The organism is Streptomyces sp. NPDC025784, assembly GCF_055558435.1.
In genome coordinates this window covers 1-20071 of record NZ_JBVHMN010000035.1, presented here as the reverse complement: position 1 = coordinate 20071, position 20071 = coordinate 1, and the positions used below count along the sequence as shown (strand labels likewise).

16 protein-coding genes and 1 pseudogene are annotated in these 20071 nt (G+C 72.0%); 10 read left to right on the top strand and 7 right to left on the bottom strand.

The window, feature by feature from the left end:
* Positions 1 to 470: 470 nt before the first annotated feature.
* Positions 471 to 2360, bottom strand: a complete 1890-nt coding sequence (locus ACZ4IF_RS43560) for a PP2C family protein-serine/threonine phosphatase (protein ID WP_467574568.1) — start codon at positions 2358 to 2360, stop codon at positions 471 to 473.
* Between the two features lie 148 nt (positions 2361 to 2508).
* On the opposite strand from ACZ4IF_RS43560, the gene ACZ4IF_RS43555 reads away from it, so the two are divergent.
* Both ACZ4IF_RS43555 and nadE read left to right on the top strand, forming a co-directional pair.
* Positions 2509 to 2838 carry a hypothetical protein gene (locus ACZ4IF_RS43555; protein WP_467574565.1) on the top strand — a complete coding sequence of 110 codons (330 nt, stop codon included), beginning with the start codon at positions 2509 to 2511 and terminating at the stop codon, positions 2836 to 2838.
* Positions 2839 to 3119: 281 nt separating this feature from the next.
* The gene (nadE, locus tag ACZ4IF_RS43550) at positions 3120 to 3950 is read left to right on the top strand and encodes an ammonia-dependent NAD(+) synthetase (RefSeq protein WP_467574561.1); all 831 of its coding nucleotides are present in this window, start codon (positions 3120 to 3122) and stop codon (positions 3948 to 3950) included.
* A gap of 191 nt (positions 3951 to 4141) precedes the next feature.
* Here the strand turns inward: nadE and ACZ4IF_RS43545 are convergent, their stop codons facing one another.
* Positions 4142 to 5230, bottom strand: a complete 1089-nt coding sequence (locus ACZ4IF_RS43545) for an Lrp/AsnC family transcriptional regulator (protein ID WP_467574558.1) — start codon at positions 5228 to 5230, stop codon at positions 4142 to 4144.
* Positions 5231 to 5286: 56 nt separating this feature from the next.
* Here ACZ4IF_RS43545 and ACZ4IF_RS43540 point away from each other — a divergent pair, with 56 nt between their 5' ends.
* From ACZ4IF_RS43540 to ACZ4IF_RS43525, 4 genes are all read left to right on the top strand, one after another.
* Complete coding sequence (locus tag ACZ4IF_RS43540; RefSeq protein WP_467574555.1) at positions 5287 to 6525, top strand: M20 metallopeptidase family protein; 1239 nt, start codon at positions 5287 to 5289, stop codon at positions 6523 to 6525.
* Positions 6522 to 7967 carry an MFS transporter gene (locus tag ACZ4IF_RS43535; protein ID WP_467574552.1) on the top strand — a complete coding sequence of 482 codons (1446 nt, stop codon included), beginning with the start codon at positions 6522 to 6524 and terminating at the stop codon, positions 7965 to 7967. Before ACZ4IF_RS43540 ends, ACZ4IF_RS43535 begins: the two co-directional genes overlap by 4 nt.
* A 186-nt stretch (positions 7968 to 8153) precedes the next feature.
* Positions 8154 to 9386: an FAD-dependent oxidoreductase gene (locus tag ACZ4IF_RS43530; RefSeq protein ID WP_467574549.1), complete on the top strand. Its 1233-nt coding sequence runs from the start codon at positions 8154 to 8156 to the stop codon at positions 9384 to 9386.
* Between the two features lie 234 nt (positions 9387 to 9620).
* Positions 9621 to 9896, top strand: coding sequence for a hypothetical protein (locus tag ACZ4IF_RS43525; protein WP_359503004.1), 276 nt, complete (start codon positions 9621 to 9623; stop codon positions 9894 to 9896).
* Positions 9897 to 10135: 239 nt separating this feature from the next.
* Here the strand turns inward: ACZ4IF_RS43525 and ACZ4IF_RS43520 are convergent, their stop codons facing one another.
* From ACZ4IF_RS43520 to ACZ4IF_RS43510, 3 genes are all read right to left on the bottom strand, one after another.
* A complete protein-coding gene (locus tag ACZ4IF_RS43520) occupies positions 10136 to 11101 on the bottom strand; it encodes an NAD(P)H-dependent flavin oxidoreductase (RefSeq protein WP_467574545.1) in 966 nt (321 codons plus the stop codon).
* 87 nt (positions 11102 to 11188) lie between these two features.
* Positions 11189 to 11830, bottom strand: coding sequence for an anti-sigma factor family protein (locus ACZ4IF_RS43515; RefSeq protein WP_467574542.1), 642 nt, complete (start codon positions 11828 to 11830; stop codon positions 11189 to 11191).
* Positions 11827 to 12360 (bottom strand): sigma-70 family RNA polymerase sigma factor, encoded by a 534-nt coding sequence (locus ACZ4IF_RS43510; protein WP_467574539.1) that lies wholly within the window; start codon positions 12358 to 12360, stop codon positions 11827 to 11829. Before ACZ4IF_RS43510 ends, ACZ4IF_RS43515 begins: the two co-directional genes overlap by 4 nt.
* A gap of 125 nt (positions 12361 to 12485) precedes the next feature.
* Here ACZ4IF_RS43510 and ACZ4IF_RS43505 point away from each other — a divergent pair, with 125 nt between their 5' ends.
* Positions 12486 to 13034: a COG4315 family predicted lipoprotein gene (locus ACZ4IF_RS43505; RefSeq protein ID WP_467574536.1), complete on the top strand. Its 549-nt coding sequence runs from the start codon at positions 12486 to 12488 to the stop codon at positions 13032 to 13034.
* Positions 12952 to 13455: an MmyB family transcriptional regulator gene (locus ACZ4IF_RS43500; protein ID WP_467574533.1), complete on the top strand. Its 504-nt coding sequence runs from the start codon at positions 12952 to 12954 to the stop codon at positions 13453 to 13455. The genes ACZ4IF_RS43505 and ACZ4IF_RS43500 overlap by 83 nt, the downstream gene beginning before the upstream one ends.
* 133 nt (positions 13456 to 13588) lie before the next feature.
* Here the strand turns inward: ACZ4IF_RS43500 and ACZ4IF_RS43495 are convergent, their stop codons facing one another.
* On the bottom strand, positions 13589 to 15127 hold the full coding sequence (locus ACZ4IF_RS43495) for a pectate lyase family protein (RefSeq protein ID WP_467574530.1): 1539 nt from the start codon (positions 15125 to 15127) through the stop codon (positions 13589 to 13591).
* A gap of 877 nt (positions 15128 to 16004) precedes the next feature.
* On the opposite strand from ACZ4IF_RS43495, the gene ACZ4IF_RS43490 reads away from it, so the two are divergent.
* On the top strand, positions 16005 to 17732 hold the full coding sequence (locus ACZ4IF_RS43490) for an ATP-binding cassette domain-containing protein (RefSeq protein ID WP_467574639.1): 1728 nt from the start codon (positions 16005 to 16007) through the stop codon (positions 17730 to 17732).
* Positions 17733 to 17790: 58 nt separating this feature from the next.
* Complete coding sequence (locus tag ACZ4IF_RS43485) at positions 17791 to 18741, top strand: NUDIX hydrolase (RefSeq protein ID WP_467574527.1); 951 nt, start codon at positions 17791 to 17793, stop codon at positions 18739 to 18741.
* Positions 18742 to 18805: 64 nt separating this feature from the next.
* Here ACZ4IF_RS43485 and ACZ4IF_RS43480 read toward each other — a convergent pair.
* Positions 18806 to 20071, bottom strand: a pseudogene (locus ACZ4IF_RS43480) (hypothetical protein); the annotation flags it as partial.

Genomic DNA, 20071 nt, shown 5'->3' with positions numbered 1-20071 from the left:
GCCGGCCTATACGCTGCGGGCGATCTGGAACCAGCTGATCGGAGGGCACGATGACCCACACCCCGCGTCCGACGCCCGAGGCCATACTCACCGTGCTGCCCGAACTCGCTCCCCACGCGCGCGACGCGGTCATATTTCATCCCACGCGCGCGGAGCCGGACTGCCGGGACAGTTCTCTCGGCGGACCGCTGCTGTGGCCCAGTGACGAACCGTGGCCCACGTGCTCCTTGCCCGACGTGATCAGCCCTGACGGCGGGCCTGCCACGGCGATGGTGCCGGTCGCACAGATCTTCCGTCGCGATGTGCCGGGACCCTGGTGGCCCGCCGACATGGACCTCCTGCAGATCCTGTGGTGTCCCAACGAACACTGGGATCCTCCGGCCCAGCAGGCCGACGTCAGCCCTGTGGTCGAGATGCGATGGCGTCGGGCCGCCGACGTGACCGACCGGCTGACGACTCCGCCGCCGCCCTCACGACATGAGGAGGACGGCTACCTGCCGCAGGCATGCGCCATCACCGCCGAGCGTGTGACCGACTTCCCGTTCCGTGAGGAACTGCCGGAAGAACTCCGTCCACGGCTCCAGCAGTTGGTTCGCGAGACCGGCGACGGCGGTGATGCCATCACCCGTCTCGCCGGCTGGAAACTCGGCGGCTGGCCCACCTGGCACCTGACGCACCCCCAAGCCTTTGCCTGTGGTGCCTGCGGCACGGCCATGACACTCCTGTTCACCGTGGCCAGCGACACCGAGACAGATGTTGTCGTCGGCCGGTCGGGAGACCTGCGCGTCTTCACCTGCCCCGCCGACCACCGGCACGCGTTCCAGGTGGACCTGCACTGACCTGCGGCTCATCACGTGCAGCACCGGTGATCGGACGGGTCGGTCGACCGCCTGCGTCTCGCAGCCGGTCGCAGTGACCGGCTGGAGCCGCGTGAGCCGGGTGACGAGCAGGGTGGCGTCGTCCGGCGAGTCGGCAGGGTGCGCGCTCATGAGGGCGTCGCACAGGTCGTCCAGGGGCGCGTCGGTGCGGTGGATCGCCCGGCGCAGCACGGTGATTCCCTGTTCGAGGTCCAGGCGCAGGCTGCGGTCCTCGATGAGGCCGTCCGTGTAGAGGACGAGCAGGCTTCCGAGCGGGACCACACAGTGCAGGTCCTCGTACACGTGGCCGAGTCCCATGCCCACGGGCGGTCCGGGGTCGGCTGTCAGTGTGTCCGCCGACCCGTCCGGACGGACCAGGAGCGGCGGCGGGTGGCCGGCCAGTGCGAGCCGGAGGATCCCGGTGACTCCGTCGTAGGTCGCGCAGACGCACGTGGCGGGCAGGCCGTTGTCGTCTCCGTCGTCCAGTTCGTCGAGGCGCGTGAGCAGTTGGCCGGGTTCCGGGCCCACGGCCGGCAGGGCGCGTGCGGAGGACCGGTAGCGGCCCATGGCCGCCGCGGCGCCCAGGCCGTGTCCCATGACGTCGCCCACGGTCAGTCCGATCCGGCCGCCGGGGAGTCGCACGGTGTCGTACCGGTCGCCTCCGGCCAGCGTGCCGTTCTGCGCGGGGTGGTAGCGGTGCGCCGACTCCGGCCAGGGGACGTCGGGCAGGCGCGCGGGCAGGAGATGGCGCTGGAGGGTGAGCGTGGCCAGCCGTTCCCGCCGGTAGAGCAAGGCGTTGTCGATGGCCATCGCGGTGCGGGCGGCGATGTCGCGCGTGGTGAGCTCGTCGTCGGGATCGAAGGCACCGGGTCGCGCGAAGGTGATCGCGCCCAGGACCCCTCCAACGGCCAGGAGGGGTACGACGATTCCGTGATGAGGCCGGCCCTGGGACCCGTCCGGAGGCATGACGACGACGACGGCGGTCCGGACGCATTCGCTGACGGGGAGGGTCTCCGTACGGGGTGCGGGAAGGTCCTGTTCGGCCTGGGCACCGCCGGTGGACATCGCCGTGCTCAGCGGATGGATCCGTGGCCGGGCGCTGGGATCCGGGGGCGCCCCGGCGCTCCTCTTCGCTGAGGGGCGTTGCGAAGAGGCCGGCTCTCCCTGCGTGGTGTCGGCGAGCAGGTCGACGGCGACAGTGGTGGCGAACGCCGGGGTGCACACCGCCGAACGCTTCGCCGCGACGCTCGCCACGTCCAGGCCCTGGCTGAGGGCGACACCGGTCCGGCTGAGCAGATCCAGACGGCGGTGGCTCCGCGCGGTGTCCAGCAGTTCGGGTCGACCGCGGCGGACGGGCGAGACGGCGGTCGCCGGACCGGGCGGCCCGGGTCCTCGACCGCCACGAGCCCCACGCCGGAGCAGGGCATGTGCCCGGGTGCCGGCCCAATTGATCACTTCGAGTGCCGGACGGGTGGGTGCGGTCCAGCCATGGAGCTCGTACACGCAGGCGAACCGACGCGGGATGGTGGTGTGACGGGCCGATGAACCGCCAATGACGCCGTTCGCATGAAGCGTGGCGAATGCCGCAACCGGCACCGGGGCCCAGGACCTCCTGGCATGCAGAACCGATACCGCTGCAAGGGAGATTCCCGTGACCACCCCCGCTTTCGCGTCCGGTGCGGCGCAGTCCTCCTTCGACCCCTACGCCTGCGACGAGCCCGGCTTCTCTTGGTGGGACCGGGCCACACAGCCCCATGAGCAGGACCAGGGGGGCGACCACCTGTTGCCGCCGCCCAACGCCGCCGAACGGCTCGACATCACCATCGACCCACGTGACCGCAGGCGTCTGGACCTGCACGCGGCCCTGACGGCCGCCGGAATCCCGCCCCTGCCCGAGGACAGGGAGGCCATCGACCGGCTCAGTGCCCTGCCCGCCGACATCAACATCGCGGTACGTCGCTGGATCGAGCACGCCGCCTGACCCCGCTCCGGGCAGGACTGTCGGACGGCGGCCGGTGCGTGCTTTCCCGGCCGCCGTCCGCCCGGCGGGGCGGTGCGCGCTTTCCCGGCCGGCGCCCGCCCGGCGGGCGCGGGACGGCTCGGCGCCCGTGCCCGTCCGTCTCGTCACCGGGGCCGGTCCGCCGGAGGCGCGAGTGTCGGCCTTCGCCCGGTTCCACACCGTCCGACGTGGGCGGATCCCCGTGGGGGACCCCGGATAGGGTGGGCGCGACAACACTTCGCGAACCGGACCAAGGAGCAGACGTGAGCGAGTCGGCGTCCATCGCCCTGCAGCAGGAGATCGCCCGGGAACTCGAGGTCTCCGAGACCTTCGAGGCCGAGCGGGAGATCGAACGCCGCGTGGCCTTCCTCGCCGAGCGGCTCACCTCCACCGGTCTGGGCTCCCTCGTGCTCGGCATCAGCGGCGGCGTCGACTCCACCACGACCGGCCGGCTGTGCCAGCTCGCGGTGGAGCGGGCGCGGGCCGCGGGGCACGAGGCGCGGTTCTACGCCATGCGGCTGCCCTACGGCGTCCAGGCCGACGAGCACGACGCCCAGCTCGCGCTCTCCTTCATCCGGGCCGACCACGTGCTGACCGTGGACATCAAGCCCGCGAGCGACGCCGCGCTCGAAGCCTCGCTGGCGGCGGGCGTCGACTTCCGCGACACCCACCACCAGGACTTCGTGCACGGCAACATCAAGGCGCGGCAGCGGATGATCGCCCAGTACGCCGTGGCCGGCGCGCACGACGGTCTGGTCGTCGGTACCGACCACGCCGCCGAGGCCGTGTCGGGCTTCTTCACCAAGTTCGGCGACGGAGCCGCCGACCTGGTCCCGCTGACCGGCCTGACCAAGCGCAGGGTCCGCGCCGTCGCCGACGCGCTGGGCGCACCCGCCGAGCTGGTGTGGAAGACGCCGACGGCCGACCTGGAGACCCTCGACCCGGGGAAGGCCGACGAGGACGCGCTCGGAGTCACCTACGACGTCATCGACGACTTCCTGGAGGGAAAGCCGGTGGACGAGAGGGACTTCGAGACGATCGTCCGCCGCTACCGCCTCACCGACCACAAGCGCCGGCTGCCGATCGCCCCCTGACGGCCGCCGGAACGTCCCGGTGATCCTGACGGCTGCCGGATCGCCCCGGGAAAGGGACCGTCCGGGCGCAGCCATGGCAGAGTGCGGGGTCCGGGACACGTCGTAGGAGCCCGGCCGAGCGGGTCGGGTCGGGTCGACAGCGAATGGGCCGCCCGAGCCAGGGGCGCGGGAGAGTCGTCGCGCGCTGCCCGTCACCCGCCCTGAACAGGCAACCCCGCGAGCAACGCGGACTCCGTCGTGGCCACCGTGCTCTGGTCCCAGGGGCCGAGCGGTACGGAGCCCAGGCGGCGACCCGAGGGGTCGAGCACGTGGCCTGCGAATTTCACCGGCCACAGGGTCACCGCGCGGTCGGCCACCGTGAGTTCGGGGAAGCCTGCCACCAGGCGGGACTCGAAGGCGTGGATGTCGTCGAGCGAGCGCAGCCATGCGGCGAAGAGCAGATGGTGCGGCCCGGAGAGCGAGGCGCACAGACGGATCTCCCGCATCGCCGACACATGTGCCGTGATCCGTGCCGTCTCCCCCGGCGGCGCCGCGCACCACAGGCTCACGCTGACCGGCCATCCGGACAGGCCGCGTGCGACCTCGCACCGGAACACCAGCGCGTGGGAGGCCTCCAGACGGCGCAGCCGCCGGCGGACCGTGGTCGCGCTGAGGCCCGTGCGGCGGGACAGTTCGGCCACGCCCTGCCGTGCGTCGTCGGCCAGGGCCTGCACCAGTACCTGGTCCTCGCGTCGCACCGCCGAACGGCCGGGCTCGGGTCCGGCGGCGACCCGCACCGCGCCCCGCCGAGCGGCCCCGGCCGGTCTGTCCAGGCGCCAGCGGCTGCCCTCGGTGTGCAGTGCGGTGGCGATCTGCGTACGGCTGGCCGCGACGCCCGGCAGCGCGCCGATGCGCATCCCGGTGTACCGGGCGACCTCGGCCAGGCTGCCGAAGACGCAGGTCAGTATCAGGTCGCGGCCGCCGGTCACATGCTCGACGGTGAACACGTGCGGGTCCCGGGCGAGTTCGGCGGCCACCTCGTACAGCCGCCCGGGCACGCAGTCCACCTCGACGAACGCGACGATGAGCGGCATGCCCTCGATGCTGACCGGATAGCAGCTGAACCATGCGTGGCCCGCCGCCGACAGCCGGGCCCACCGGCGTGCCGCCGTGGAGGGATCCACGCCGAGGGCCGCCCCGATCTGCTGCCAGTCGGCGCGTGGACTGCCCTGCAACACCGTCACCAGCCGCAGGTCCAGCTCGTCCAGTGTGGCGTTTTCCGGCATACGATCGTCGAACATCGGCGGATCCAGGCATGGCGGCGGCAGGAATGCTTCTCCGCCGCAGGATGCCGGCCATGTTCCAGCTCAGTGATGCCACCGCTCTCGCCGACGACCTGCGGGACCTGCGCCGCACCCTGCACCGCGACCCCGAACTCGGCCTGCATCTGCCGCAGACGCAGCAGACCGTGCTCGCCGCGCTCGGCGGACTCCCCCTGGAGATCACCACCGGTGCGGCGCTCAGCTCCGTGACCGCCGTCCTGCGCGGTGGCCGGCCCGGTCCCGCCGTCCTGCTGCGCGCCGACATGGACGCGCTGCCGGTGCGGGAGACCACCGGCCTGCCGTACGCCTCCCGCCGCACCGGTGTCATGCACGCCTGCGGTCACGATCTGCACACCAGCGCCCTGGTCGGTGCGGCGCGGCTGCTCGCGGCGCGGCGGGAGGAACTCGCCGGCGACGTGGTCTTCATGTTCCAGACGGGAGAGGAGGGGCACGGCGGCGCCCGGCCCGTGATCGACGAGGGTGTGCTCGACGCGGCCGGCGAACGGGTCGTCGCCGCCTACGGGCTGCACGTCCTCGCCAACACCCTGCCCGCCGGCATCGTCGCCACCCGGCCGGGCACCGTGCTGGCCGCGTCCGACGGCTTCGACGTGACCGTCACCGGCCGCGGCGGCCACGGTTCCTCACCGCACACCGCCCAGGACCCGATCACCGTCGTCTGCGAGATGGTCACCGCGCTGCAGACGATGGTGACCCGCACCGTCGACGTCTTCGACACCGCCGTCCTGACCGTCGGTTCCCTGCACGCCGGTGAGGCACGCAACGTCATCCCCGAGACCGCGACGTTCCAGGCGACCGTGCGCACCGTGTCCGAACCCGCGCGGGCCCTCGTGCGCGGTGCCGTCGCGCGCACGGTCCGGGGCATCGCCGAGGCGCACGGCGTCACGGCCGAGATCGACTACCGGGACGGCTGCCCGGTGACGGTCAACGACGGCGCGGAGACCTCGTTCGCCACGGCCGTGGCCGGAGAACTCCTCGGCCCGGAGCGGGTGTTGGTCGCGCCACGACCCATCTCCGGGTCGGAGGACTTCTCCTTCGTCCTTCAGGAGGTACCCGGCGTGTTCCTGGGCATCGGCGCTTGCCCCGCCGACCGCGACCCCGGTACGGCGCCGATGAACCACTCCCCCGACGCCGCGTTCGACGACGGCGTCCTGCCCGCCGCCGCGGTGCTCCTCGCAGGCCTCGCCGCCGGGCGCCTGGAGCAGGCGGCGGCAGCCGGGGACCTGCCGGCCGCGGCCGGGGCGGTGACGCCGTGACCGGAACCGCCGCGCCGGGCGTCGCCCCGGTCCGTCGCGACGCCTCCGTCACAGGGGTGGTGGGGTTGCTCGTCCTGTTCGAGTTGATGAGCGGCTTCACGCAGATGGGCATCACACCCCTGCTGCCCGACCTCGCCGACGCCTACGGTCTCGGCGACTCCGCGGCGAACTGGGTGGGATCGGTGCAGCTGCTCGCCGCGGCCGTGTGCGTACCGCTGTTCGGCAGGCTCGGAGACCTGTACGGCCACCGTCGCATGCTGCGTGTCGCCCTGGCCTGTGTGACGGCCGGGTCGTTCCTGGTCGCCGTGGCGCCCACAGCCGGGCTGTTGTGGGGCGGGCGGGCGCTTCAGGGACCCCTCGCGGCCCTGCTGCCGCTGGAGATCGCTCTGGTGCGCAGCCGTCTGTCGGTGTCGGACGCCCGTCGTGCGATCGCCCGGCTGGTCGGGGCCCTCACCGTGGGCGGCCTGCTGGGCGCGGCCTCGATGGGCGCGGCGGCCGGGGCGCTCGGCGGGGTCCGGGCCGCGCTGCTCGTACCGGCGCTGCTCGCGGCGGTGTGCGTCCCGCTGTCCTTCGTGGCGGTCCCCGAGTCGGAGGCGCGCGGGGCCGGTGCCATGGACTGGTCGGGTTTCGCCCTGCTCGCCCTCGGCACCACGGCGTTGCTGCTGGGCGTCTCCGCGCTCGAACACGACGGGGGTGTCGGCCTGCGGGTGCTGCCGGGTGCGGCGCTGGGCGTGCTGCTGCTCGCGTGGTGGGTGCGGACCGAACTGCGCAGCCGCGATCCCCTGGTCGACGTACGGACACTGACCGGCTGTGGGACCGGTCCGTCCCATGCCGCGGCCTGCTGCTTCGGTGTGGTGTTCTTCGCCGCCCAGGCGCCGGACACGACGTTCCTGGCCGCCGATCCGGACTCGGCCGGCTACGGTTTCGCGCTCTCCTCCGCGCGCATCTCCCTGGTGCTGCTGCCGGGCATCGTGGCGGCCGTCGTGGGCTCGTCGCTCACCGTGCCGCTCGCCCGGCGGATCGGCTACCGGCCTGTGCTGGCCTGGTCCTTCGCCCTCGTCGCGGCCAGTTTCGCGGTCCTGGCGGTACGGCACGTGTCCCTGGGGGAGATCGTGGCGACCAAGGTGGTGGCGGGCCTCGGGCTGGGCATCGCCCTGAGCGCCATGCCCACGGTGGTCGTCGAGGCGGCGGACCGGGATCGCGGGGGTGCGGCAACCGCGCTGTACAACAACGTGAAGTCGTTCGGCGGTTCGGTGGCGGGTGGTGTCATGGCCGCGGTCCTGGCCGCGTCGGCCCACCGGCCCGGGACGGCGCGGGAGACGCCCGCCGAGGGCGCGTACGTCCTGGTCTGGCTGTTGTGCGCGGTGTGCGCCCTCGCGGGGGCCGGCACGACGCTGCTCGCGCGTCGCTCCGAGGACCCGGACGGCCCGGCAGCCGCATGACGTGACAGGCACAGCGCGGCCCGGCCGGCGTGGTCCCGCTCCTGCGGATCGCGGCCCCGGCGCGTGTCGTACCGGGGCCTGAGTCCGGCGGGGAGGTCCAGTCGGCCGGGCTCAGGCGGCGCCCGTATTTGGGGGTATATGTTCCACTGGCTCGGATTGCGGTCGGCACCGAAGGGAAGGCCTGCGATGGAGCGGACGACATGCTGCGTGGTGGGCGGCGGCCCCGCCGGAATGGTCCTGGGCCTGCTGCTGGCCCGCGCCGGCGTGGACGTCACGGTGCTGGAGAAGCACGGAGACTTCCTGCGCGACTTCCGCGGTGACACCGTGCATCCCTCGACCCTGGCGCTGCTGGACGACCTCGGCCTGGCCGAGCGCTTCGCCCGGCTGCCGCAGCGCCGGGTGACCACGGTGCAGCTGCCGCTCGGCTCCGACGGTTCACTCGTCACCGTCTCCGACATCAGCACCTTGCCGGGCCCCTACAACTACGTGGCGATGGTGCCGCAGTGGGACCTGCTCGACCTCCTCGCCGACGAGGCCCGCAAGGAGCCGTCCTTCTCGGTGCGGATGAGCACCGAGGCGACGTCCTTCCTGATGGAGCGCGGGCGGGTCGCCGGGGTGCGCTACCGCACCTCCGACGGCCGTACCGGCGAACTGCGGGCCACCCTCACGGTGGCCTGCGACGGCCGGGGCTCGCTGGCCCGGTCGCGGCCCGAACTGGGCCTGCGGAGGTACAGCTGTCCCATGGACGCCTGGTGGTTCCGGCTGCCCCGGCGGGACGGGGACCCGCATGGGCTCGTGGGCGCCGCCGGGGACCGCCTCCTGACCGCACTCATCGACCGTGGGCAGTACTGGCAGTGTGCAGGGCTGATTCCGAAGGGCACCGACGCCGAGCGTCGCGCGGCCGGTCTCGAACGGTTCATGGCCGACTTCTCGGACGCCGTGCCCTGGCTCGCGGACCGGGCGCACGAGCTGCGGTCGTGGGACGAGGTGAAGATGCTCGACGTACGGCTCGACCGGCTGCGGCGCTGGCACCGCCCGGGACTGCTGTGCATCGGCGACGCCGCGCACGCCATGTCGCCGGTCTTCGGCATCGGCATCAACCTCGCGGTCGAGGACGCGGTGGCCGCCGCTCGCCACCTCGTCGAGCCGCTGCGTACGGGAGCGGTCGGCCTGCGGGACGTACGCGGCATCCAGCGGCGCCGGTGGCCGACCACGGCGCTGACGCAGGCTCTGCAACGCCTCGCTCACGCCCGGGTCATCGCGCCCGTGCTCGCCGGCGATCCGCCTTTCGGCAACTCCAGGCGGGCCAAACGGGTGAGCGGCCTCCTCACCGGCTCGCGGTGGTTCAAGCGCGTACCGGCCTACTTCATCGGCTACGGCGCCCTGCGTGAGCGTCCGCCCGCCGCCTCGCTGCGGTGAACGCGCGGTACGACCGCCGGGGAGCGTCGCCCGATCGGCGGAGCCCTCGTCGTACTGCCAAGCACATGGAACTGGGGCGCTGTTCGCGCGGGCACTCCGGCCCGGAACCACGGGGCCCCGTGGCGCTCGGGTGGTACGTTCCGCCGAACAGGTGTTACCTAGTGCGAGGGGAGAAACCGGAGGGGGGCAGGTATTCGGGGGAAAGGAGACCGAATGATGCGCAGGAAACCGGTCATGCGAACCCTCGCCGCTGCCCTCCTCACAGGCGGCGTGATCGCGGGTATGGGAGTGGCCGCAAGCCCGGCCTCGGCCGCGACAACGAACGGCGTCGTCTCGCTGTCGCCCAACATCCCGGCGGGCAGCGGGTGCGGGTTCGGCGTCGGCTTCAACCGGGGCTTCAACTCGTACTGCGGCGGCTTCGGCTTCGGGAACTCGTTCGGGTACGGCGGCTTCGGCGGCTTCGCCGGGTACGGCTTCAACTCGACACCCGTGGTGATCATCGTCAGCTGACGCTTCCTCGGCACAGGTCGGGAACGTCACGAAGCGACAGAAGGGGGGCCGCCGCGCCGACGCGCTGCGGCCCCCCACCTGTGCGGACGGACCACGGCAAGCACCGATCCCCGCCTCGGGCAGGGCGGACAACTCTCCTACCGAGGCGGCTGACTGACGCTGTATCAGGCAGTCGAGCCATAGGCCGGAGGGTGCCTCGGTGAGACCGGCTCGTCCGGGCCGGCTCGCTGCCGGCGCGGTCAGTGCCTTCCGGCTCGGTCCAGCGCGTCCTCGGCCTGGCGGGCCATGGTGCCGACCAGATCGGCCGCGGACGGCAGGTCCTCGATGAGGTCGACGGCCTCGCTCGCCCACTGCGGCAGCGCCGGGATCTCGCCCTGTGCAGCGGCGTCCTCGTACGCCTGCCGGGCTCGGGGATCCGCGGCGAGTTCTTCCTCCTTGCCCCGCCAGCCGTCGAGGAAGGGGTGGGCAAGGGTACGCGCGGTGTAGCGTGCCGGCCACCGCGAGCCGCGCGCGATGTCCAGCACTCTGTTGCGCTCGGTGTCCTCGCCGCGGCCCTCGACGATCGCTTCGGCGGTCGCGGGGTCGACCAGGGACTCGGTCGTGGCCTGGAAGCGCGTTCCGAGCAGGGCGCCGGACGCCCCCAGCGCCAGTGCCGCCGCCACGCCACGCCCGTCGGCGATCCCCCCGGCCGCCAGCACCGGAACCGGCGCCGCCAGGTCCACCACCACGGGCACGAACGGCAGCGTGGACCGCCCGTGCCGGGCTCCGTGCCCGCCGCCCTCGGTGCCCTGCGCCACGATCACATCGGCGCCCAGATCCACCGCTCTGCGGGCCTCCTCCAGGTCGGTGACCTGGAGGATCAGCGCCGTGCCCGCGCCACGGACGCGCTCCGCGAACGGAGTCGGGTCGCCGAAGGACAACATCACCGCCGCCGGCCCGTGTTCCAGCGCCCGCGCCACCACCGAGGCGTCGATCGCCCACGTCTGGAAGCCGATGCCCCACGGCTTGCCGTCGCTCTCCTCGGCCAGGACGGGCAGTTCGCGGGCCAGCCAGTCCTGGTCCCCGTTCCCGCTGCCCAGCAGGCCGAGCCCACCGCCGCGCGAGACCGCTCCCGCCAGCGCGCCACCGGCCGAACCGCCCATCGGGGCCAGGGCGATCGGGTGCTCCACACCGAACAGTTCCGTGAACGCCGTCGACAATCCCATGACCGTCATCCTCACGCACCCGTCATGCCGGCCGCAGCGCATTCCGTCGCACGAGGCCGCCGACTTCCTGCGGACCGTCGTGTGCCGTCACGGGATACGGACCAGCACCTGGTCCGTATCGGTGACGACTTCCATGGAGTCGATGTCCTGCGGGCTGATCGACGTCGCGGCAGGGATCCTGCCACTGCTGCCGCCGTAGTCCGTGGACCACGTACCGCTGGTCTCCGTGCGGCCCTCGTGCGAACGGACGACCAGCCGGCAGATCCGTCCGGGCGGCAGGTGGGAGAGCGTGACGTCCATGGATGTTCCCCAGGCCTCCGCCGCGAGGGCGACGCTCGCCCGCACGTGGGTCTCGGGATCGGTGTTCGACAGGGTGACGGTACCGGGCGGGCCGCCGGCGGGTGGCGCGTCGCCCGGCAGCAGTACGACGACCAGCGCGCATACGACGGCGGCCAGCAGCGCCGTCGCGACCAGGACGGTACGCCGGTGCACGGCACCGAGCCGGGTCCGGGGCGGTGGCGGAGCGGAGCCGCCGACGGCCGCCCGGTCTCCCTCGTGCACCTCGCCGAGCGGAGTGTGCCGCAGCAGACCGGGAAGGGGCGCGAGCAGCACCAACTCCTCCTTGCAGTCGGCGCAGTCGGCGAGATGCCGCTCCACCGCCGAGCGCTCCCCAGGTGAGAGCGCGCCCAGCACGTACGCGCCCAGATCCGTGTTCTCCCGGCAGGTCATGGCGCCGTCACCCCTCGTTCCTCCAGGACCTCGCGCAAGGCGCGCAGCGCGTAGTAGCAACGCGATTTGACCGTTCCCCGCGGTACTCCCAGGTGCTCGGCGGCCTCCGCCACCGTGCGTCTGAGGTAGTAGACGTGCACCAGCACCGCGCGGTGCTCGGGACTCAACGCGCGAAGAGCGTCGATCATGTGCCAGCTCTCCAGGGCCCGCTCGATGTCGTCCTGCCCCTCGTCCGCGGGCAGTTCTTCACCGAGAGGGGACTCCGGCGGGCGAGCGGCACGACGTCGATGGGCCGAGACCACGAGACGGTGAGCCACCGTGTACAACCACGGCGCGGCGCTTTCCGTGGTGAGCTCCTCACGATGCTGCCATGCGCGCAGAAACGTCTCCTGCAGGATGTCCTCCGCGCGTTGATGGTCGCCGTTCAGCAGTCGCAGCACATGGCGGAACAGCGGCGGTCCCTGCTGCGCATACAGTGCGCGCAGGAATTCGCTGCCCCAGCGGTCCTGGTGCGCGGATACACGCTCCACTCCCCTCCCTACGCACGCGTGACGAGAAAGGTTCACGACGCAAGCGGGTGAACCCTCACGCGACGCGAGGCGTAGTCCCAGTGCACAGCAAGCGTGCGAGGAACCGCCCGTGGAGGGAAGCAACCATGACTGATCGCAGCGCCGCACGACTGCTCACCGCCATCGCATTGACCGGTGCGACCATGCTCTCGGCAGCCGCCTGCACAGGCGGTGGTTCACCGGCCGGTTCGGACGACTCACCCGGGGCCACGGGAGGATCTCTCCTGTCCACGCACGTCACCGACGCCGTCGGTGAGGTCTTCGTCGACGCCTCGGGCCGCACCGTGTACAGCGCCGACGAAGAGGACGGCAGGGTCGCCTGCACCGCACAGTGCCTCCAGTTCTGGCACCCTGTGACGCTCGACTCCGCCCACGCGTCACAACGGCCGGGCAGCGGTGGCCACTTCGGGACGATCACGCGTCCGGACGACGGGAAGGTCCAGATCACGTACGACCACAAACCCGTCTACACCTTTACCGAGGACGACAAGCCCGGCGACGCGAAGGGCGACGGTTTCCAGGACGGTTTCGTCGGCCGCCGCTTCACCTGGCATGCGGTGCACAGCGACGCGCCGGGGGCCGCGCCGAGCACGTCCGGCCCCCGCGCGTCGAGTTCGGGCGGATACGGCTACTGACGCCCACGGCTGCGGAACGCCGAGCGGACTCGACGCCGATCCGCCCAACCTCACCCGCTACGTCTTCACCGATCCGCGCGCCCGGTCCTTCTTCGCCGACTGGAGCGACATCGCGGACGAGCAGGCCTTCGACCTGTGGCTCGGACCCTCCGTCGAGAACGCCGAGTGGCTCACCGCGGAGCTCGCTCCGCTCGCCGGGCCCGAGTTCACGAGCCGTCTGAACCGCCACGTGGTTCTGCGGCGCGGGGTGCTCAGACTCCACCACCCGGACGAGCCCGAGCTGCGGCTGAACCGCGAGACGCTCGACCTCTCCTCCGACGCGCAGCAGTTGGTCGTCCTCCTTCCCGCGGACGAACGGACGGCCCAGGCCGTCGACGGCCTCCGCCACCGCCCCCACGGCCGGCTCCGGGCCATCTCGTGACACGTCCGGAGGCGGGCGGTGGGGACCGCTCACCTCCGGACGTGGGGGCGTCACCGGCGCCATGGCACAGGTGAGTCCTCACGGAGCCCGCCTGCCGGAGTTCCGGGCACGGGGGCCCCGGGCCACAAGGGTGTTACCGGTACGTCTCGAATTCGGCGACCTTGGGAGTGCGGGTGGATGCGGTGATCTCGAAGGTGATCTTCTTCAGCGAGGTCGGCGCGAAGGTGATGGCGCCCGCGCCGCTGCCGGAGGCGAGGACGGCACCCGTGTCGGCGTCGAGGACCCTCCAGGACGTGATGGCGCCCGCGGATCCCGACGCCTCCCGGATGGTGATGCCGGACAGCGCGGTGGAGGAACCCCACTTGATCGAGACGGAGCCCGTCGAGCCGGCCGGCGACCAGTACGTGCTCAGGTCACCGTCGCGGACATTGCCGTAACTCGTCCCGTCGGCCTTGCTGGAGCCGTCGGAGCCGGCCCCGATGCTGAGGTTGGTCCCGGCGGGCCGGGTCGGCTCCTCCGTCGGGGTGGGAGTCGGGCTCGGGGTGGGAGTCGGGGACGGCGTCTGCGCGGTGCAGGTGCCGTTCGACACCTGGAGCCCCGTACCGGCACCTGCCGTCCGGCTCACGATGTCCGGCACGCAGCTCGCGGCGTCGAGCGTATAGGAGTAGGGGATGCCCACCGTGGTGTTGGACTGGGGGTCGGGGCCCGCGGGGTTGTTCTCGCTGCCGCGGCTGGACCAGGTCACGTTGTCGAAGACATTGCCGCTGACCTGCCAGTAGCCCGCGGCGTCGGTGTAGAAGGTGCCCAGGACGTCCTTGGAGTCCTCGAAGTAGTTGTTCTCCACCTTGGCGCGGGCACCGGCACGGGAGTTGATGCCGGACTCGTTGAGGCTCACGTAGTGGTTGTCGTAGATGTGGGCCGTGCCGCCGCGCAGCAGGGGCGTACGGGAATCGATGTTCTCGTAGAGGTTGTGGTGGAAGGTGACGAAGCCGTTCGTCAGGTCGCTCTCGCTGGACCCGATGAGGCCGCCCCGGCCGGAGTTGCGCAGGATGCTGTACGACAGCGTCACGTACTGCGTGTTGTCCTTCATGTCGAAGAGGCCGTCGAATCCCTCCGCCTCCCCGCCCGACGCCTCCAGGGTGGCGTGATCGACCCAGACGTTGCGGACGTCGCTCTCCATGCCGATGGCGTCACCGCCGTTGGACGTGGGCGAGCCCGACTTCTTCACGTTCCGGACGGTGACGTTCTGGATGATGATGTTGCTGGACTCGCGGATGTGGATGCCGAGTTGGTCGAAGACGGCGCCGCCGCCGACCCCGACGATCGTGACGTTGCTGATCTGCTTCAGCTCGATGACTCCGGCAGCCGTGTTGCAACTGTCGCCCGAGACCTTGGCGGTGTTGCCGTGATCGATGGTCCCCTCGACCTCGATGGTGATCGGGGTGCTGCTACTGGCCCGTGCGCACAGCGCCGCGTGGATCGCGGTTCCCGTGGTGGCCCGGACGGTCTGGCCGCCGGCCCCGCCGGTGGTCCCGCCGTTCTGGGTCGCGTATCCGGTGGCGCCGGCGGTGGCCGCCGACGCCTCGGGCACCGACAGGGTCACACCGACCGCGGCCGCGAAGGCCATCGCGGCCGACGCCGCTAAGAGTCGCAGTGCCACTGGTCTTCTCATACTCGTCTCCTGACTCGTCATTGGGCTTCGAGCACCTGCACCTGCCGCTGTGCGTCCTCGCGCCGGCGACCGTCGGGCCTCCGCCCGGGGACCGCGGGGCGTCCGCCCGGCACCTGCCGGGTGAGCATCGGCGTGGTCCGACCCGGAGGTTCCGGTGACGGCTGCCGGTTGCCGTCAGGGCGTGGAGCACCGGGTCACCGCGCCCTCGTCCCACGGCACGTGGACATCGCGGGACGTCCCGTGTTCGATCACTGGCGGCTCGTGCACACGTCGCGACGGCCCTCGCGACGATCGCTCCCTGGGCGAGGGCCCCGAACAGAGCGAGAAAGCGCTTTCCGTCGGCAGACAATAAGGGTCACCCGACATGCTGGCAAGAGTCTTGCCGACGCTCGCCCGGCACCACGTGGGGAAAGCGCCCGCCGGCGCCGATCCGGCGGACTCGACCTCCACCGCCACCGGCGTACACGACGCGGGCGAATGTGAAGCGCTTACTCCGGAGTGCACCCCTCCCCTACGCCCGGTCGACCTCAACCGCCACAGGCGTATCAACCGCGGCGATTCGGCCAGGAGCGCGCCCGCCCCCGCCCCGCGCCTCCATGAGCGGCCCACGCCGCGACCGCGCCGCACACGGAATCCGTTGCGGCCGAAATACGTGTGTTCGAACCCGACGCCGCTGTCGTTGAATCCCGTGGCGCCGCGTTCACCCCGTCCGATCCCGCAGGGAGATGTGCAGTTGACCGCTTCTTCCCGTCCCGTCCCGCCCCCGCCTCCCGCCGAGATCACCTACTCCGGGCACTACTCCGTGAACCCGCTCGGCGAAGTCGGCTTTCGCGCCCTGTGCGCCCAACTCCCCCGTGTCCTCGGGCGTATCGCCGCCATGGCCTGGCGCATCGAACGCAACGCGGTGCTCCTCGTCCTCGCCTGCCAGCTCGCCACCGGGGTCGCCGCCGCCGTGCTGCTGGCCGCCGCGGCGAGGGCCATGGCACCCGTTCTCGGCGGTGGCGCGGTGGCGGACCGCCTGCGCGAGGCACTTCCGGCGCTGGCCGTCGTCGCCGGCGCGACCGCCGTGGCGCGGCTCGCCGTGGCACTGGCCGCGTACGCGGAACGGCGCATCACCCCGCGGCTGACGACGATGACGGACTCGGCGCTGGTCGAGGCGGTCTGCCGGGTCGAGGCGTCCGCGTACGCGGTGGACGGATTCTCCGACCGGCAGGAAGCCGCGGAGATGGGCGTCATCCGCACGCACGTCATGGTGATGGACGCCCAGCGCTTCATGGCCGCTCTGATCAAGATGGTCACCGCGGGTGGAGTCCTGTCCGTGCTCAACCCGGTCATGCTTCCCCTGCTGATCCTCGCCGTCGCCCCGGCCGGCGTCGGCGCGGTCCTCACCGCACGCGTCGACTACGAGATCCACTACGCCAATGTCGCGGACCGCAACGTCCGCGGAATGACCCGCTGGTGGGCGACGACACCCAAGTACGGCGACGAGGTCCGCGCCAATGGGATGGTCGAGTACCTCCTCTACTGGTACCGCGCCCTTTCCGAGCGTGTCGACGAGCGCACCCTGGCCGCCGCGCCGCGGACCCTGCGCATCGCGGTGCTCACCTCCCTCGCCGGCGGGCTGTTCCTCGCCGCCACCTGGGGTGTGCTCGCCTGGCTGGCCGTCACCGGTCGCATCGCACCCGCCGTCGCCGCCACGGCGGTCGTCGCCGTACAGACCACCCTGGCCGCGCTCTCCCAAGTCGTCATCAACGGCGCCGCCTTGTTCCACACCAGCCTGTATCTCGGCGACATGCAGGCGTTCTTCGACGACGCCGCCGAGCGCGCACCCAAGCGCGGCACCACAGCCGTCGCCGCTCCGGTGGAGGAGATCCGCCTGCACGAGGTCACCTACCAGTACCCCGGCAAGAGCAAGCCGGCCGTCGACGGCGTCTCCCTGACCCTTCGGCGCGGCGAGATCCTCGCCGTCGTCGGCGTGAACGGCTCGGGCAAGAGCACGCTGACCCGGCTCATCACCGGCATCTATCTCGCCGACAAGGGACAGGTCACGTGGAACGGCGTCGACCTGGCCCACGCCGATCCCGCGACGGTCTGGGAGTGCACCGGTCTCGTCCCACAGATCTTCGCCCAATGGCCCCTGCGGGCACGCGAGAACGTGACGCTGGGCCAGCCCAGGAGCACCGGCGACCGCCAGGTGTGGGACGCGGTCGAGGCGGTGGGCATGCGCGAGGCGATCGAAGAGCTGCCCGCGGGCCTCGACACCCTGCTCGCCCGCGAGATCTTCGGCGGCACGGAACTGTCCGGGGGCCAATGGCAGCGCCTCGCCTGCTCCCGGGCCCTGTACCGGCGGCCCCCGCTGCTGATCCTCGACGAACCCACCTCGCAGATGGACCCCCGCGGCGAGCACGGCATCTTCGGGAGGATCAAGGCCATCGCCGCGGACCGGATCACCATCGTCGTCACGCACCGGCTCGAGAACACCAGGATCGCCGACCACGTCGTCGTCATGGAGCAGGGCCGCCTCACCGAGCAGGGCACCTACGACGACCTCGTCCACGCCGGCGGCACCTTCGCCGACCTCCTGCGCCTGTCCCAGGAACGCTGAACGCCGCATCCGGCCTCCCACCCCGCACCGGCACCGACCGCACGAAAGGACACCCCACGTGACCAGCATCGAATCCGCGGCGCCGCAGCCGCTCCTCACCACGGAAGTCCCCGGCACCGCCGCCCTCCTGGTCGACGACGACGGCCGGTACCTTCTCCACCTCCGCGACGCGAACAAACCCATCTGGCAGGCCGGCCGCTGGGCCCTGCTCGGCGGGAACACCGAGCCCGGCGAAAGCTGCGACGAGGCCATGGTCCGTGAACTGCGTGAGGAGACCGGACTCACCGTGCCCGGCCTCACCCCGTTCGTCACCCTGGAGACGGTCGACACGGACGGCCGGCTGAAGTACCGCATCGTCGTGTACCTGGGCACCCTCAACCGACCCGCCCACGAGATCCCGCTCCACGAGGGCATCCAACTGCGCTGGACCGACGCCGCCGACATCGTGCACATGGCCTTGGACCCCGGCACCGCGGCCGTCGTCCACGAGCACCGCGAGCACCCACTCCCCCGGCTCGACGCCGCGGGGAGGCCGCCCACGCTGCGCATCCAGGAAACCGCCGCTCAACGTGAGCGCAGCATCGTCGGCGTGCACCTCTACCTCGAACGCGACGGCGCCGTGCTGCTGGGCGAACGCGCCCCCGAGAGTGCCTTCGCCCCCTTGATCTGGCATGTGCCCGCCGGCCACCGCGAGGCGGGCGAGTCGGCGTTGACCTGCCTGATCCGGGAAACGGCCGAGGAAACCGGCATCACCGTGCACGCGAGCGACCTGACCCTCGTGCACGTCGTGGATGTGCGGGATCCCGGCACCCCGATCCCTCGGCTGCAGCTGTTCTTCGCCGCGTCCCGCTGGCAGGGTGAACCCCGGGTCCTCGAACCCGACCGGTGCACGCAGTGGCGTTGGTGGCCGCTGGACGCGCTGCCCGCCCGACTCGTCGAGTACACCCGCGCCGCACTCACCGGCATCGCCCGCGGTGGGACGTACACCCACATGGGATGGACGGCGTGATCCCGGCCGGCACGCGGAAGCCGATGCCTCGACCTCCTGGTTTCGTCGTGGGAGACGCCCCCGCCTAAGGGGTGTCGGCGTGCAGATGCGTCAGGGTCTGCCAGCGGCGCTCGAAGTCCTGCGACTGTTCCGCGATCTGCACGGCGGTGATCGGCCTGTTGTGCTGGCCGGTTATCCCGCGGCGCGCGCAGTCCTGGGCGACGGCGTCCGGTGAGGGGACCCGGTCGTGGCGCATGCGGTGCTCGGCCCACACTCCGTAGATCCGGAACCAGAGCGGGTAGCGACGCAGCGTGGACGGGCTGACCGCCTTCCCTCCGCGGCCGAACATGCCCTTTGCGGCGAGGAAGGCGGACAGTTCGTCGGGGTCGGGTTCCGCTCCGTGCCGGGCCTGGTATTCCGTCCAGGCGAGGTAGTAACGGTCGACGGCGGTGAGGTCGGCGCCCTGCGCCGCACCGTCACGCGGACGCTGTCCGTCGATGTCCCCGTCGGCCGCCGCGCCGCGTTGGGCCGCGGCGGCCATGTCCACGGCAGGGCTGTCCTCGGGTGCCGCGGCAGGACCCGAGGGGACGGAGCCGTCCCGCTCACCCCTGACCGGCGCGGGGCCGCTCGCGTCGTACTCGCGCTCCTGGAACTCCATGACGTAGGCCTGCACATCGGCGCCGGTCACGGGCTGCCCCGTGGCTCCGGTGATGCCGTCGAGCCGGTACACGTACTCGGCGAGGGCGTCGGCGTCGGGATAGGTGCCGTGTTCTCGCGCGAAGCTGAGCCAGGCGTTGTGGAAGTAGTCGCTCCAGGAAAGCTCGCCGTCCACATTCTCCGCGTCGTCGACGCCGGTCACCGCGTCGCGTGACGTGTGGCGCTCCTTCAGAACACGCAGGAGGGGGTCCAACTGCTCCTCGGAGAGCGGGTCTCCGGCCCCGGTCGAGATGCCGTACTCGTCGCGGAGCCAGATCGAGAACTGCCTGGGCGTGGGCTCGGTGCCGAAGGCGGACAGCCAGGCCCCATAGGCGCCGGCGAGGGCACCGGCCCGCCTCTCGTGGTCCGGCTCCGGGTCCGGAAGCGGGGTGTACGACGGCGCGGGGGCAGCGGGGCCCGAAGGCGACTGCCGCGAGGCGGCGGGCGGCAGAACGGCCGCCACGGGGACCGGGGCCGCGTCCAGTGCGGGGCTGTGGCGCCGCTGCGCCGGCACCGGTGTCCGTTCGCCGGTGATCTCGACCGGTGGCTCCTCGATTCCTGCGGCGGCGAGGCCGGAGGGTGCGGTCTCGGCGAGGGGGACGCCGTAGCGGGCGAGGCGCAGGGGCATCAGGGATTCGACGGGTGCCTTGCGGCG

Coding starts and splice junctions, on each gene's coding strand:
- ACZ4IF_RS43495 (WP_467574530.1), bottom strand. CDS start 15,127: ATGAGAAGACCAGTGGCACTGCGACTCTTAGCGGCGTCGGCCGCGATG.
- ACZ4IF_RS43520 (WP_467574545.1), bottom strand. CDS start 11,101: ATGGGATTGTCGACGGCGTTCACGGAACTGTTCGGTGTGGAGCACCCG.
- ACZ4IF_RS43500 (WP_467574533.1), top strand. CDS start 12,952: ATGCGGTGCACAGCGACGCGCCGGGGGCCGCGCCGAGCACGTCCGGCC.
- ACZ4IF_RS43505 (WP_467574536.1), top strand. CDS start 12,486: ATGACTGATCGCAGCGCCGCACGACTGCTCACCGCCATCGCATTGACC.
- ACZ4IF_RS43530 (WP_467574549.1), top strand. CDS start 8,154: ATGGAGCGGACGACATGCTGCGTGGTGGGCGGCGGCCCCGCCGGAATG.
- ACZ4IF_RS43490 (WP_467574639.1), top strand. CDS start 16,005: ATGGCCTGGCGCATCGAACGCAACGCGGTGCTCCTCGTCCTCGCCTGC.
- ACZ4IF_RS43515 (WP_467574542.1), bottom strand. CDS start 11,830: ATGACCTGCCGGGAGAACACGGATCTGGGCGCGTACGTGCTGGGCGCG.
- ACZ4IF_RS43540 (WP_467574555.1), top strand. CDS start 5,287: ATGTTCCAGCTCAGTGATGCCACCGCTCTCGCCGACGACCTGCGGGAC.
- ACZ4IF_RS43545 (WP_467574558.1), bottom strand. CDS start 5,230: ATGTTCGACGATCGTATGCCGGAAAACGCCACACTGGACGAGCTGGAC.
- ACZ4IF_RS43525 (WP_359503004.1), top strand. CDS start 9,621: ATGCGAACCCTCGCCGCTGCCCTCCTCACAGGCGGCGTGATCGCGGGT.